This is a genomic window from Pseudonocardia sp. 73-21 (assembly GCF_001899645.1).
In the GTDB taxonomy this organism is placed as follows: Bacteria; Actinomycetota; Actinomycetes; order Mycobacteriales; family Pseudonocardiaceae; genus Pseudonocardia.
The window spans coordinates 101,263-114,207 of sequence record NZ_MKVV01000035.1 but is presented as its reverse complement, the minus strand read 5'-3'; the positions used below and the strand labels follow the sequence as shown (position 1 = coordinate 114,207).

General features: G+C 73.2%; 10 protein-coding genes, 1 tRNA gene and 3 pseudogenes. 4 read left to right on the top strand and 10 right to left on the bottom strand.

The genetic code is table 11. The annotated features are described in order from the left end of the window. Positions 1–105: 105 nt before the first annotated feature. The 3 genes and pseudogenes from BGP03_RS10285 to rho form a co-directional block, all read right to left on the bottom strand. The gene (locus BGP03_RS10285) at positions 106–438 is read right to left on the bottom strand and encodes a hypothetical protein (protein WP_298797873.1); all 333 of its coding nucleotides are present in this window, start codon (positions 436–438) and stop codon (positions 106–108) included. Between the two features lie 9 nt (positions 439–447). Next, complete coding sequence (locus tag BGP03_RS10280; RefSeq protein ID WP_298797872.1) at positions 448–639, bottom strand: hypothetical protein; 192 nt, start codon at positions 637–639, stop codon at positions 448–450. A gap of 296 nt (positions 640–935) precedes the next feature. Further along, positions 936–2,851 (bottom strand): annotated as a pseudogene (gene rho / locus BGP03_RS10275) (transcription termination factor Rho). Between rho and BGP03_RS35845 the strand changes: the two are divergent. Beyond that, positions 2,754–3,161: a hypothetical protein gene (locus tag BGP03_RS35845; RefSeq protein ID WP_363093546.1), complete on the top strand. Its 408-nt coding sequence runs from the start codon at positions 2,754–2,756 to the stop codon at positions 3,159–3,161. The pseudogene rho and the gene BGP03_RS35845 sit on opposite strands and share 98 nt — an antisense overlap. A 44-nt stretch (positions 3,162–3,205) precedes the next feature. On the opposite strand, the pseudogene BGP03_RS35840 reads toward BGP03_RS35845, so the two are convergent. From BGP03_RS35840 to argS, 6 genes and pseudogenes are all read right to left on the bottom strand, one after another. After that, a pseudogene (locus BGP03_RS35840) lies at positions 3,206–3,259 on the bottom strand (hypothetical protein); the annotation flags it as partial. Between the two features lie 371 nt (positions 3,260–3,630). After that, on the bottom strand, positions 3,631–4,533 hold the full coding sequence (gene thrB / locus BGP03_RS10270; RefSeq protein WP_296367767.1) for a homoserine kinase: 903 nt from the start codon (positions 4,531–4,533) through the stop codon (positions 3,631–3,633). Then, positions 4,533–5,549, bottom strand: coding sequence for a threonine synthase (gene thrC / locus BGP03_RS10265; protein WP_296367979.1), 1,017 nt, complete (start codon positions 5,547–5,549; stop codon positions 4,533–4,535). Before thrC ends, thrB begins: the two co-directional genes overlap by 1 nt. 86 nt (positions 5,550–5,635) lie before the next feature. Further along, positions 5,636–6,982, bottom strand: a complete 1,347-nt coding sequence (locus tag BGP03_RS10260; protein WP_296367765.1) for a homoserine dehydrogenase — start codon at positions 6,980–6,982, stop codon at positions 5,636–5,638. A gap of 502 nt (positions 6,983–7,484) precedes the next feature. Further along, positions 7,485–8,927, bottom strand: coding sequence for a diaminopimelate decarboxylase (gene lysA, locus BGP03_RS10255; protein WP_296367763.1), 1,443 nt, complete (start codon positions 8,925–8,927; stop codon positions 7,485–7,487). A 94-nt stretch (positions 8,928–9,021) separates the two neighbouring features. Continuing rightward, positions 9,022–10,665: an arginine--tRNA ligase gene (gene argS / locus BGP03_RS10250; RefSeq protein ID WP_296367760.1), complete on the bottom strand. Its 1,644-nt coding sequence runs from the start codon at positions 10,663–10,665 to the stop codon at positions 9,022–9,024. Positions 10,666–10,783: 118 nt separating this feature from the next. Here argS and BGP03_RS10245 point away from each other — a divergent pair, with 118 nt between their 5' ends. The 3 genes from BGP03_RS10245 (at position 10,784) to BGP03_RS10235 (ending at position 12,600) form a co-directional block, all read left to right on the top strand. After that, on the top strand, positions 10,784–11,629 hold the full coding sequence (locus tag BGP03_RS10245) for a DUF3105 domain-containing protein (protein WP_296367758.1): 846 nt from the start codon (positions 10,784–10,786) through the stop codon (positions 11,627–11,629). Further along, on the top strand, positions 11,626–12,342 hold the full coding sequence (locus tag BGP03_RS10240) for a DUF305 domain-containing protein (protein WP_296367756.1): 717 nt from the start codon (positions 11,626–11,628) through the stop codon (positions 12,340–12,342). The genes BGP03_RS10245 and BGP03_RS10240 overlap by 4 nt, the downstream gene beginning before the upstream one ends. A 183-nt stretch (positions 12,343–12,525) precedes the next feature. Then, positions 12,526–12,600: transfer RNA gene (locus tag BGP03_RS10235), tRNA-Arg, on the top strand. Positions 12,601–12,808: 208 nt separating this feature from the next. Here BGP03_RS10235 and BGP03_RS10230 read toward each other — a convergent pair. After that, positions 12,809–12,945: pseudogene (locus tag BGP03_RS10230) on the bottom strand (maleylpyruvate isomerase family mycothiol-dependent enzyme); the annotation flags it as partial.

The following is a 12,945-nucleotide window of genomic DNA, read 5'->3' as shown; positions in this document are numbered from 1 at the left end:
CGCCAGTCGTGACCGTCGGGGCGCCGGGTCATCGCCAGCACCCCGAACGAGTCCGGCCAGCGGAGCCTGCTGTTCGGCGCGGGATCGCGGAAGCCGCGCAGGCTGTCACCGCCGGTGCCGACGACGAACTCGACGGGCCCGCGCCGGTCCGCCTTCCCCGACGCGTCCTGCGGCGCGAGGCGTTCGTAGGTGGCCGTGCCCGTTCAGGACGACGTCCACACCGGCCTTCTGCAGCTGCGCCCACAGCGGGGCGACCGGCTGGTGGTCGCCGTGCTCCTCGCCGGAGGAGAACCGCGGCCGGTGCCACGCGGCGAGCGTGCAGCGCGGCGTGCCGGCGGCCGGTTGACCGGCCAGCCACCGCCCCTCGTCGGAGCCGTCGCGGCAGCCGCCGATCTCGTCGCACTCGGAGGTGAGCACGAGCACCCGCCAGCCGCCCACGTCGGTGTCCTACCAGCCCTGGCCGGGTGGGCCGGCCCGGTCGCCGAAGCAGTCGACGTAACCGGTGGCGCCGGGCTTCTGGTACTCGTGGTTGCCGACGACGGGGTGGGTGATGTCGAGGAACCGGCCCCGGCTCGCGTCGGAGGAGGCGAACTCGTCCTTCGCGCCGTCCTCGTACTGGTCGTGGCCCAGGGGCAGCACCGCCGTGGGCTGCAGGCCCGCGATCAGGCCGGCGGTGGTCTGCTGACCTCAGTCCCGGTCGGCGGCAGCGCGGCCGGGCGGGCAGGCGATGTCCCCGGCGGCCACCAGCACGACCGCGGCCGGCCGCGGAGCGGGGGTCGACGACGAACGGGCCGAGGTCGCCGCGACGAACGACGGGACGCCCGGGACCGACATCGCGCAGCCGGCGAGCGGCAGGACCGCCGCGCACCAGGCCCACGCCGAACGGGCCGGCCCGCCGTGGTGGCGGACCGGCCCGTTCGCGGGGCTGCCGACGGTCAGTCCTCGGTACCGGTGGTGCCCGGCGAGTTCTTCGCCACCTGCATGAGGAACTCGATGTTGGTGCGGGTCTTCTTGAGCTGACCCAGCACCAGGTCGAGGGCCTGCTGGTCGTCGAGGGCCGCGAGCACCCGGCGGAGCTTGACGGTGACCGCCAGCTCGTCGGGCGAGAGCAGCAGCTCCTCCTTGCGGGTGCCGGACGCGTCGATGTCGATGGCGGGGAAGACCCGCTTGTCGGCGATCTTGCGGTCCAGCTTCAGCTCGGCGTTGCCGGTGCCCTTGAACTCCTCGAAGATCACCGTGTCCATCGTGGACCCGGTCTCCACGAGCGCCGTGGCGAAGATGGTGAGCGAGCCCCCGTCCTCGATGTTGCGCGCGGCGCCGAGGAAGCGCTTCGGCGGGTAGAGCGCCGTGGAGTCGACACCACCGGAGAGGATCCGGCCCGACGCGGGCGCGGCCAGGTTGTAGGCCCGGCCCAGCCGCGTGATCGAGTCGAGCAGCACGACGACGTCGTGGCCCATCTCGACCAGGCGCTTCGCGCGCTCGATGGCCAGCTCGGCGACCGTGGTGTGGTCCGACGGCGGGCGGTCGAACGTGGACGCGATGACCTCGCCCTTCACCGACCGCTGCATGTCGGTGACCTCCTCCGGCCGCTCGTCCACGAGGACGACCATGAGGTGGCATTCGGGGTTGTTCGTGGTGATCGCGTTGGCGATCGACTGCATGATCATGGTCTTGCCGGCCTTGGGCGGCGACACGATCAGCGCACGCTGCCCCTTGCCGATCGGCATGACCAGGTCGATCACGCGCGTGGTGAGCTTGCTCGGCTCGGTCTCCAGACGCAGGCGCTCATTGGGGTAGAGCGGCGTGAGCTTGGTGAACTCCGGACGGTTCTTCAGCGTCTCGGGGTCCTGGCCGTTGATCGAGTCGACGCGCACCAGCGGGTTGAACTTCTGGCGCGACTGCTCGCCCTCGCGGGGCTCGCGCACCGCACCGGTGATGGCGTCACCGCGACGCAGGCCGTACTTGCGCACGACCGACAGCGACACGTAGACGTCGGTGGGCCCGGACAGGTAGCCGGTCGTGCGGACGAACGCGTAGTTGTCCAGCACGTCGATGATGCCGGCGACGGGGAGCAGGACGTCGCCGTCGCGCACCTCGGTGTCGACGTTGCCCTGGCCACCGTTGCCCTGACCGCCACCGGCCGCACGGTCGCCCCGGTCCCGGCCGCGGCGACGGTCGCGGAAGCGGCGGCCACGACGGCCACCGCCCTCCTCGTCACCGTCGTCGTCCGGGCGGTTGTCGCGGGGGCCCCGGTTCGCGTCCTGGTTGCGGTTGGCGTCCTGGTTGCGGTCCTGGGTGCGGTTGTCGCCGCCCCCGTTGCGGTCGCCGCCGCCGTTGCGGTTGCCGTCCTGGTTGCGGGTATCGCCACCGTTGCGGCCGTTGCCCCGGTCGTTGCGGGCACCGTCGTTGCGGTTCTCGCCACCGTTGCGGTTCTCGCCACGTTGCGGTTCTCGCCACCGTTGCGGTTCTCGCCACCGTTGCGGTTCTCGCCACCGTTGCGGTTCTCGCCACCGTTGCGGCGGCCCTCGCCGCGCTGCGGGCGGTCGGTGTCGCCGGCGGTGTCGGTGGACGCCGCCACGGTCTCGCTAGCCGTCTCGGCCGGAGCCGCGGACCCGTTCTGGGTGACACCGTTCGGGGCGGCACCGTTCTGGGCGGCGCCGCTCTGGGCCGCGCCGCTCTGCTCACCGCGGCTGCGGCGCTGCCGGGAACGACGGCCACCGGTCTCGGGGACCGACTCGGGGGCGTCTTCGGCCGTGGGCGCCGCACCGTTGGTGGCGGCGCCGTTGGTGGCGGCGCCATTGGTGGCGGCGCCGTTGGTGGCGGCCACCTCGGCGGCGGGCGCGTCGGCCACGGGCGCGGGGGTGTTGTCGGCGGCCGGCGCCGCGGCCGCGGCCGGCGCGGCGGCGGGCTGCGGGTCCGGGGCGCCCGCGGGGCGCGACGCGGCGCGACGGCGTCGCGGGGCAGGGGTGCTGACCTCGGCCGCGGGAGCGGCGTCCGGGCTGGCCACCGGGGCGGCGGAGGTCTCCGCCGTGGCCGCGGGAGCGGCGTCCGGGCTGGTCACCGGGGCGGCGGAGGTCTCCGCCGCGGGCGCGGTGGCCTTCTCGGCCGCGCCGCTCTCCGCCAGCGACAGCTGCGCCGAGCCGGCCGAGCCGGAGGCCTGACGCTCCTTGATGGCGGCGATGAGATCGCCCTTGCGCATCCCCGTGGTGTCGGGGATCTTCAGTTCCCCGGCCAGCTGGCGGAGCTCCGCCAACACCATTCCGGTGAGGCCTCCACGCTTGCGGGGGGCTCCGGTGCTGACGAGATCGGTCTCGCTCAACGATTGTCCTTCCTGACCAACCGGGCCGAGCCCGGGTCAGCGGATTTCACACACATTTGCCACCGGCGGTGTGCCGGTGGACATGTCGGTCAACGGATCGCGGGATGAGCGGCCGCCCCGACTGGCGGGCCGGCGATTCATCGCGACGGTCGCGGGAAGAGGCCCCTCGGCGCATGCCGGATCTGGGAAACGGAATTCGCAGAGCCGGCGCGAGAGGCCACGCGGATGACGCGTGGATCGCCGTTGCGAGCGCCAGCGTAGACGTAACCACTGGTCGGGGCAACAACCCCCCGCAGCAACACGCCGGGTGGTCAGGCGATCTCGACCCGTGCACCGTCGGCGTCGACCGGCAGTGGCAACACGGTGAAGCCGTGCAGATCGACACCGTCCGGGATCACGCCGTCGGAGGTGAAGGCGAGCACGGTGGGCCCGGCGCCGGAGATGGCGGCCGGGATGCCGTGCGCACGCAGCACGTCCACCAGATCGGCCGACTCCGGGTAGGCCGGACGTCGGTATCCCTGGTGCAGACGGTCCTCCGTGGCGGGCAGCAGCAGCTCGGGACGCTGGGTGAACGCCAGCACCGCGAGCGCGGTGCGGCTGCCGGTGAAGGCGGCGTCCACCAGCGGGACCCGGTCGGGCAGGAGCCCGCGGGTGGTGCTGGTGAGGGACTCGGTTCCCGCGACGAGCGCCACCGGACGGATGCCCGGGTGCGCGTCGAGCCGTACAGCGTGGAAGCGCTCCGCGGTATTCCCGACGGTCTCCCAGGCGACCACGAACCCGCCGAGCAGGCTGGCCGCCGCGTTGTCGGCGTGCCCCTCCATACCCGCGGTGACCTGCAGCAACGTGTCGCGTTCCAGCTCGGGATCGCGCCCGGCCAGCACGACGGCCGCCACCGCCCCGGCGACGGCCGCGGCCGCGGAGCTGCCCAGCCCGCGCGAGTGCGGGATCGCGTTGCGGCAGCGCATGCGCACGCCCGAGGGGGCGTCCCCGGTGATGTTCCAGGTGGTCTGCATGGCGCGGTAGACGAGGTGCGAGTCGTCGCAGGGCACGCGGCCCGCACCCTCTCCCTCCACCTCGACGGCGACGCCGGACGGCGCGACGCAGACCTCGACGTCGTCGTAGAGGCCCAGGGCGAGGCCGAGCGAGTCGAAGCCGGGCCCGAGGTTGGCCGAGGAGGCCGGCACGCGCACTCGGACTTCCCGCGGCCGGCCCATCAGGCGAGCTCCAGCGCCGCCGCCACGGCCGCCGGGTCGATCGGCACGACGACGGGATCGGGGGCCGTGAGCAGCGCGGTGTCGGGGTCCTTCAGGCCGTGGCCCGTAACGGTGCACACCACCAGCGAGCCGCGCGGCAGCGTGCCGTCGGCGGAGGACTGCAGCAGCCCCGCCACGCTCGCCGCGGACGCGGGCTCGACGAACACGGCCTCGCGCGCCGAGAGCAACCGGTACGCGGCGAGGATCTCGTCGTCGGTGACCGCGGCGAACTTCCCGTCCGACTCGTCGCGTGCGGTCATCGCCGCCCCCCACGACGCGGGTGCGCCGATCCGGATGGCCGTCGCGATCGTCTCCGGGTTCTTCACCGGGGCCCCGTTGACCAGGGGCGCGGCTCCCGCCGCCTGGTAGCCGAACATCCGCGGCGCGGCGGGGATCAGGCCGTCGGCGAGGTAGGAGGTGTAGCCCTTCCAGTACGCGGTGATGTTGCCGGCGTTGCCCACGGGCAGGCAGTGGACGTCGGGGGCGCGGCCCAGCTCGTCGCAGATCTCGTAGGCGGCGCTGGCCTGACCCGCGATGCGGGTGGGGTTCACCGAGTTGACGAGCGCGGCCACCGGGTAGTCGGCGGCGGTCTTGCGGGCGAGCTCGAGGCAGTCGTCGAAGTTGCCGTCGATCTGCAGGATGCGTGCGCCGTGCGCCACGGCCTGGGCGAGCTTGCCGAGCGCGATCTTGCCCTGCGGGATGAGCACGGCGCAGGTCATGCCCGCGCGGGCGGCGTAGGCGGCGGCCGAGGCCGAGGTGTTGCCGGTGGACGCGCAGATGACGCCCTGCTGGCCACCGGCCAGGGCGGCCGTGACCGCCATCGTCATGCCGCGGTCCTTGAACGACCCCGTCGGGTTGGCGCCGTCGACCTTGAGGAAGACCTCGCAGCCGGTCAGCTCGGACAGGTGGGGCGCGGGCAGCAGCGGCGTGCCGCCCTCGCCGAGCGTGATGATCCTCCAGCCGGCCTCGACGGGCATCCGGTCGCGGTAGGCCTCGATGACCCCCGGCCAACGGCGGAGCTCGGCGGCGGCGGTCAGCACTGATGGTTCGCTCACAAGTTCGCTCACCGCACTCCCTTTCGTCCCAGGTCCTCGACCCTCAGCACGCTGTCGACGCCGTGCACGATGTCCAGCCCGGCCAGCACCTCGACGCACCCGGCGAGCGAGGCCTCGGGGGCGGCGTGCGTGACGACGACGAGCCGCGCGGGCGCCCCCGGCTCGGGATCGGGCGCGCCGTCGTAGGTGGTGCCGCCGCCGGTCTGGCGCACCGCGGCGATGCTCACGCCGTGACGGGCGAACTCACCGGCGATGGTGGACAGCACGCCCGCGCGGTCGGCCACGTCGAGGCTGACGTGGTAGCGGGTGGGCACGGCGCCCATCGGGCGGACCGGCAGGCTCGCGTAGGCGCTCTCGCGCGGCCCGCGCCCGCCGACCACCCGGTTGCGCGCGACGGCGACGAGATCGCCGAGCACGGCGCTCGCGGTGGGAGCACCACCGGCGCCCTGCCCGTAGAACATCAGCTGGCCCGCGGCCTCGGCCTCGACGAACACCGCGTTGAACGCACCGTCGACCGTGGCCAGCGGGTGCGCGGCCGGGATCATCGCCGGGTAGACGCGCGCCGACACCGACTCGGGCGCGTCCGCGGTGCCCGGGGTCCGCTCGCAGATCGCCAGCAGCTTGATCACGCAGCCGAGGCCCTTCGCGGCCGCGATGTCGGCGGCCGTGACGTGGCGGATGCCCTCGCAGTGCACGTCCGCGCTGCTCACGCGGGTGTGGAAGGCCAGCGTGGCGAGGATCGCGGCCTTGGACGCCGCGTCGTAGCCGTCGACGTCCGCGCTGGGGTCGGCCTCGGCGTAGCCGAGTCGCGTGGCCTCGTCGAGCGCGTCGGCGTAGCTCGCGCCGGACTCGGTCATGGCCGAGAGGATGAAGTTCGTGGTGCCGTTGACGATGCCGGCCACGCGGGTGATGCGGTCGCCGGCCAGCGACTCGCGCAGCGGGCGCAGCAGCGGGATGGCCCCGGCCACCGAGGCCTCGTAGTACAGGTCGGCGCCCGACGCGTCGGCCGCCTCGGCCAGCGACGCGCCGTCCTCGGCGAGCAGCGCCTTGTTGGCGGTGACCACCGACTTGCCGGCCTTGAGGGCCTCCAGCAGCAACGAGCGGGCGGGCTCGATACCGCCGATCACCTCGACGACGACGTCCACGTCCTCGCGGGTGACCAGCGCGGACGCGTCCGTGGTGAGCAGGGGGCCCAGCTCGGGGTGCTTGTGCGGGCGGCGCACGGCCACCCCCACCAGCTCGACGGGGGCGCCGGCGCGGGCGGCCAGCTCGTCGGCCTGGTCGCGCAGCAGGCGCACCACCTCGCCGCCGACGGTGCCGCAGCCGAGCATCGCGACGCGGATCGGGGCGCTCATGCGCGAGCCGTGATCGTCATCTGGGGACCTTCCACCGCGGGGGCGGCCGTTGCGCGTCCCGAACCGGCGATCATGAACCGTGGCCGCCCCGTCGTCCGGGTACCGGTTGCGCGAGACGCGCACGATCCTGCCACGACGCCGCGCGTGGCGGCGTCGGCAGTGGTCACACCGACACCTCGGGCGGGAATCACCTCCGGAGTCTAGGAGGTGCCGCTCGCCTCTTCCCGGGTGGCACGTCCGGCCCGGACCGCAGTGGCCCGGGCCGGGGACTACCGACGTGGTGGTCGGGTCACGGCCGGTCGTCGGCCAGGTGTCCGGCGACCGCCGGACCGCATGACCAGCCGCCTGGTACGTTTCCGGCCGGATGTGGCCGTTCCGGCGCCGAACTGCTGATCATGGGACCGCCCGTGCCGGAGGGCGAACCCGCAGGGCGCGACTCGCGCGCACGGAGACCCCGACTCGCGGGCAGTTCGTCGCCGGCGACCGCGTGACCAGGTCCTCGCTAGAGCGAGGCCTCGAGCCGGAACTGGTCCTCCACCGTCTCGCGCCGCAGCAGCACGCGAGCCACCCCGTCCTTCACCGCGACGACGGCGGGGCGCGGCAGGCGGTTGTAGGCGCTGGCCATGGAGTAGCAGTACGCGCCGGTGGCCGCGACGCCCAGCAGGTCACCGGGGGCGAGGTCGGCCGGGAGCCAGCAGTCGCGCACCACGATGTCACCGCTCTCGCAGTGCTTGCCGACCACCCGCGACAGCGCGGCCTCGCCGGTGCCGTCGCTCTCGGAGCTGCGGGAGACCAGCCGGCAGTCGTACACGGCGTCGTAGAGGGCCGTGCGGATGTTGTCGCTCATACCCCCGTCGACGCTGACGTAACGGCGGCCCGTGGAGCCGCCCAGGTCGACGTCCTTGAGCGTGCCCACCTCGTAGAGGGTGACGGTGCCCGGCCCGGCGATGGCGCGGCCGGGCTCGACCGCGATCTCGGGCACGTCCAGCTCGGCGGCGTGGCACTCGCGCTTGACGATCTCGCGCAGCTCCCCCGCCAGCTCCGCGACGTTCAGCGGCGACTCCTGCGCGCGGTAGGCGATGCCGAACCCGCCGCCCAGGTCGAGCGTGGTGAGCGCCTCCAGCGCGTCGCCGCCGTGCTCCTTGTGCAGCTGCGCGAGGAACCGGACGACGCGGTGCGCGGCGACCTCGAAGCCCTCGGTGTCGAAGATCTGGCTGCCGATGTGGCTGTGCAGCCCGACCAGCGACAGTCCCTCGGCCCTGACGACGCGCCGCGCGGCCTCGGCGGCGGCGCTCGTCTCACCGCCGGAGATCGAGAACCCGAACTTCTGGTCCTCGTGGGCGGTGGCGATGAACTCGTGGGTGTGGGCCTCGACGCCGACGGTCAGCCGGATCATCACCGGCGCCACGACGCCCCGCTCGCGCGCGACGGCGTCGAGGCGGGCGATCTCGTGGAACGAGTCGAGCACCACCCGGCCGACGCCGGCCTCGACCGCGTCGACGAGCTCCTCGGTGGACTTGTTGTTGCCGTGCAACGCGATCCGACCGGCCGGGAAGCCCGCGCGCAGGGCCACGGCCAGCTCGCCGCCGCTGCAGACGTCGAGCGAGAGGCCCTCGGCGGCCACCCACCGCGCCACCTCGACCGACAGGAAGGCCTTGGCCGCGTAGTGCACCGCGCCCGCCCCGAACGCGGCGGCGAACTCCGCGGCACGGGAGCGGAAGTCCTCCTCGTCGACGACGAACAGCGGCGTGCCGTAGGTCTCGGCGAGCTCCCGGACGTCGACGCCGGCGATCTCCAGCACCCCGGTGGCGCCCCGCGCGGCGTTGCGCGGCCACACGGCCGGGGCCAGCTCGTCGAGCTCGGCGGCGCCGGACGGGTGCGGCCCGGCGGTCTCGGGTGGCGCGGAGATCCCGGCGTGCAGCGGCCCCGCCGGATGCGCCCTCACGAGGCACTCCCCCGGTTTGCCGACGATTGTGCGCGTTCGCGCGCGTTCCGGGGCGCGCGAGGACACGAAATCGCCGGCAAACCCGGCTCGCCGTTCACATGCGCTCCGGAGCACTGACGCCCAGCACGGCCAGCCCGTTGGCCAGCACCTGACGCGCCGCGACGCACAGTGCGAGGCGGGCGCGGTGCAGGTCGCTGATCTCCTCGTCGCCCATCGGCAGGACGCGGCAGGAGTCGTAGAACTTGTGGTAGGCCGCGGCGAGGGTCTCCAGGTAGCGGGCCACCCGGTGCGGCTCACGCAGCTCCGCCGCCGAGGCCAGCACGGCCGGGAACTCGCCGATCGTGCGGATCAGGTCGCCCTCGCGGGGGTGCTCCAGCAGGCCCAGCTCCGTGCCCGGCGTCATCCCCAGGTCGGCGGCGTTGCGCGCCAGCGACGCCAGCCGCGCGTGGGCGTACTGCACGTAGAAGACGGGGTTGTCGTTGCTCTTCTTCGTGAGCAGGTCGAGGTCGATGTCGAGCGACGAGTCCACCGAGGAACGGATCAACGAGTACCGCGCGGCGTCGACGCCCACGGCCTCCACCAGGTCCTCCATCGTGACGACGGTGCCGGCGCGCTTGCTCATCCGCACCGGCTTCCCGTCCTTGACGAGGTTGACCAGCTGCCCGATGAGCACCTCCACGACCGCGGGGTCGTCGCCGAACGCGGCGGCGGCCGCCTTGAGCCGGCCGACGTAGCCGTGGTGGTCGGCGCCCAGCATGTAGATGCACAGGTTGAACCCGCGCGAGCGCTTGTCGAGGAAGTACGCGATGTCGCCGGCGATGTAGGCCGGGTTGCCGTCGCTCTTGATGACGACGCGGTCCTTGTCGTCGCCGAACTCGGTGGAGCGCAGCCACCACGCGCCCTCGGACTCGTAGAGCTGCCCGGAGGTCTTGAGCCGGTTCACCGCCGTCTCGACCGCGCCGGAGTCGTGCAGCGACTGCTCGTGGAACCACACGTCGAAGTCGGTGCCGAAGTCGTGCAGCGCCTGCTTGATCTCGACGAACATCAGGTCGATGCCGACGCGGCGGAACACCTCGTCGCGGTCGGGCGACTCCAGCGCGCCGGGCTCCGCGGCGAGGACCTGCGCGGCGATGTCGTGGATGTAGGCGCCGCCGTAGCCGTTGTCCGGGGTGGGCTCACCCTTCGCCGCGGCCACGAGCGAGTCGACGAACCGGTTGATCTGCGCGCCGGCGTCGTTGAAGTAGTACTCGCGGGTGACCTTCGCACCGCGCGCGGTGAGCACCCGGCCCAGCGCGTCGCCGGCCGCGGCCCAGCGCGTGCCGCCCAGGTGCAGGGGACCCGTCGGGTTGGCCGAGACGAACTCGAGGTTCACGTTCTTGTCGGCGAGCTCGTCGCCCGTGCCGTACGCGTCGCCCGCCGCGAGCACCTCGCTGACGATGGCGCCCTGGGCGTCGGTGGCGAGGCGCAGGTTGATGAAGCCGGGCCCGGCGATCTCGGCGCTGGCGATACCACCCTTACCCGTCAGCTCCTCGACGAGCCAGCCCGCCAGGTCACGCGGCGAGACCCCGGCCTTCTTGGCCGTGCGCATCGCGACGTTGGTGGCGTAGTCGCCGTGCTCGGGGTTGCGCGGGCGCTCGACGCCGACGTCGGCGGGCAGCGCGGCGAGATCCAGACCGCGTCGCGTCATGACGTCGGACGCAGCGGCACGGACCAGGTCGGCGAGCAGGGCGGGAGTCACCACCCGAGTCTAGGAGGTGCTGCTCATCGGTTTCTCAGGTGGCGCTCCTACACTCCACGGTCGCAAGGGCCGTCCGGGTGACGGCTGCTCCCACGGTTCTCGAGAAGTCTGGACGGACATGGCCAGCGGCAAGAACAGCAAGGCGGTGCGCGACGCACGCGCCGCCGTCGTCACGCAGCGCTCGACGCCGTGGGGCATGATCGCCGGAATCCTCGTGGTCGTGCTGTTCGCGGGCGCGATCTTCGGCTACTACGTGGTGCAGAACAACGCCAAGCAGGCCAAGGTCGCCGCGCTGGCGGAGTTCACGCCCACCGCCGACAACAAGGACCCGTCCACGAAGATCCCCGGCGTCATCACCGTGCCCTACACCGGCGGGCAGCACGTCCAGCCCACCCAGAGGGTGGCGTACACGCACAGCCCGCCGTTCGGCGGCACGCACGACGGCTTCTGGGCCGCCTGCAACGGCATCGTCTACCCGACGGCCGTACGCAGCGAGAACATGGTGCACGCACTCGAGCACGGCTCGGTCTGGATCGCCTACAACCCCGACCGGATCACCGGTGCCGCCGTGCAGACGCTGGCCGCGAAGGTCAAGGACCAGCCCTACACGCTGATGTCGCCCTACCCCGGCCTCGACCAGCCCATCTCGTTGCAGTCCTGGGGCCACCAGCTCAAGCTGTCGGATGTGGACGACCCGCGGATCGACCAGTTCATCCAGGCGCTGCGCACCAACCAGTACGCCTACCCCGAGGTGGGCGCGAGCTGCCAGGCGCTGGGCCCGGGCCAGTTCGACCAGGACAACCCGCCGCCGTTCGTCCCCGCGCCGCCGGTCAGCGCCGTGAACAACACCACGGTGATGCCCGAGATCGTGGCCGGTGCCGCCACCGGCGCCGTGCCCGACGCCGCGAAGGGCGCCACACCGCCGGCCACGGGGACGGGCACGGGGACGGGCACGGGAGGATGAGCACCGAGACGGCGCTCCCGCCCGTGGACGACGACGAGCCGCCGGTCGACACCCACCGGCGCGAGCCGGGCTGGGTGCGGCCGTTCGTCGTGGCGGCGGCCGTGCTCGTGCTGCTGCTCGTCGGGGCCACCGCGGGCCTGCTGGTGGCCCGCTCCGACACCTCGACCCTGCCCGTTCCCGCCGCCGACTCCGTGGACGTCGGGTTCGCGCAGGACATGACCGTGCACCACCAGCAGGCCGTACAGATGGCGGCGTGGGAGCGTGACCACACCACCGACCCCGACCTCCACCAGCTCGCCTACGACATCGAGTCCACCCAGACGGCGCAGGTCGGCCGCATGCAGGGCTGGCTGGAACTGTGGGGCGCCGCGGGCCAGCCGGTCGGGCGGCCGTACATGACGTGGATGGCGCCGGACGCGTCGCACGGCATGGTCATGGGCAGCGACGGGGTGGCCACCATGCCCGGGATGGCCACGGCCGAGGACCTCAGGAACCTCCGCGCGGCCACCGGCAAGCAGCTCGACGTGCTGTTCCTGCAGCTGATGCTGCGCCACCACGAGGGCGGCCGCTCCATGCTCGCCGACGCGGCCCAGCACGCCAGCCAGCCGCAGGTGCGCAACCTCGCGGCCCAGATGCTGAGCTCGCAGTCGTCGGAGGCCGACTACATGAAGCAGCTTCTCGCCCAGCGGGGTGCGGCCCCGCTGCCGCTCTGAGGGTCCACCCCGGCCGCCGGTCATGAGCGCCGGGAGTGGGACATGAACTGCATATGTGCAGGTCATGCCCCGATCCTGGCGATCATGGCCTCGCGCTGATCATCCGGGCGGCACGAGTCGGTCGAGGCCGGGAGACCGCCGCCGATCCGGCTGGAGGGGTGCGCTAGGCTTTCTCCCGTCTGAGCCCCCGTAGCTCAGGGGATAGAGCGTCGCCCTCCGGAGGCGAAAGCGCAGGTTCGAATCCTGCCGGGGGCACCAACCGGATGCTCACCGTGCCGCCACCGTCCGACTCACGGTGAGCGGCAGCGGAATCCCGGCCCTCGCGGGCGGCCAGGTCGGCGGGGGATCCGCCCAGCCGGCCGATCGCGTCCCGCGTCCGTTCGATCAGCGTGGTCCCCGATGCCCACACGGTGGTGCGGCGGGCCGCACCAGACCGTGTCGGGCAGGGGCGGCCGACGCTGTGGGGTTATTCGGTGAGGTCGGCTTCCGGCAGCGGGCCCAGCAGGGAGAAGGCGTCGAGGTAGGGCTCGATGTCGCCGCGGACGGTCCACGAACGCAGCTGCGCTGCCGAGCGGCGGGTGACCAGGGCCCGGGCCAGGTCGA